The following is a 1,186-nucleotide window of genomic DNA, read 5'->3' on the forward strand; positions in this document are numbered from 1 at the left end:
CGCGCCGGGCTCGATCTCCACGAGCGAGACCGTGAGGGGCTCCTCCGGCGGCGGCGCGAGCGGCCCGGCCCGCATCGCAGCGAGGAGGGCGGCGTGGAGAATCGCGGAGACGGCGACCGCGAGGGCCAGCCAGCGCCGCTCGCGCGCGCGCGCCTCGCGCGACCCCGGCACGCCGCCGCGCGCGCTCACCCGCCGCCCCCGGGCACGAGCGCGTCGGCGATCCCCTCGAGCTCCTCGAGCGAGCTCAGGGTGGCCACCCGCGTGCAGCGCGGGGCATAGAGGGGCATCTCGCTGTCGCCCATGCCCCACGCCATGCGCGGCTCCGGGCAGATCCAGAGCAGGCGGCGCGCGCGCCGCCGGAGCTCGTCGAGGACCCACGCCTCCGGCGCGTTGTAGTTGTTCCGCCCGTCGCCGATGACGATCACGGTGGTGCGCCGGGTGACCGCCCCCCGGAAGTCGTCGTGAAAGGCCTTGAGCGCGCGGCCGTAGTTGGAGTTCGCGGAGAGGCTCACCGCGCGCGCCGCGACGGCGAGCTGCCCCGCGCGGGTCGGGTCCCGCTCCGCGCGCAGCCGCTCCGTCACCTCGGCGAGGTCGGAGACGAACACGAACGTCCGCACCCGCGTGAAGAGGCTCTGCAGCGTGTAGAGGAAGAGCAGCATGAGCCGGGTGACGTGCCGGACCGACTCGGACACGTCGCACAGCACCACGACCTCCGGTCGCTCCCGCCGCCGGTGGCGGAACACCAGCCGGGCCGGCACTCCCCCGAGCGCCAGGTTCCGCCTGAGCGTCCTGCGCACAGCGAGCGCGCCGCGCCTCCGCGAGCGCTCTCGCCGGACGAGCCGCGCGCGCAGCCGCTCCGCGAGCCGGCGCACCGCGAGCTCCACACGCGCCGCCTCCTCCCGCGAGACCGGCGCGAGCCCCCCCGGGAGTGGGCCGGCTCGCAGCGTGCGCGCCCGCCCCTCCAGCTCCGCCCAGCGACGGGCCGCCTCCTCCACCTTGCGGAGCGCCGACTCCAGCGTGGCGGTGACGAGCTGGCGCGCGCCCGCCCCGAGCCCGCGCTCCCGCAGCGCGCGCTCCAGCGCGGCCGCGTCGTCCTCGAGCGCGCCGCCGCCCGCCGCCGCGAGGAGCCGCCGCGCCTGGAACCCGGCCGCGCCGGCGCTCGCGAACGCGCCGAAGTCGACCTGCA

The 1,186-nt window shown here is 77.9% G+C and carries 2 protein-coding genes; both read right to left on the reverse strand.

Annotation, left to right across the window (positions count from 1 at the left end; all coding sequences use genetic code 11):
* On the reverse strand, positions 1-189 hold a 189-nt coding region (locus tag MNZ39_RS24055), incomplete at its 3' end, for a hypothetical protein (protein ID WP_242341607.1).
* A partial coding sequence (locus MNZ39_RS24060; protein WP_242341608.1) for a VWA domain-containing protein occupies positions 186-1,186 on the reverse strand: 1,001 nt, incomplete at its 5' end. The genes MNZ39_RS24055 and MNZ39_RS24060, both read right to left, overlap by 4 nt.

The organism is Anaeromyxobacter sp. SG66, from assembly GCF_022690805.1.
GTDB lineage: Bacteria > Myxococcota > Myxococcia > Myxococcales > Anaeromyxobacteraceae > Anaeromyxobacter > Anaeromyxobacter soli.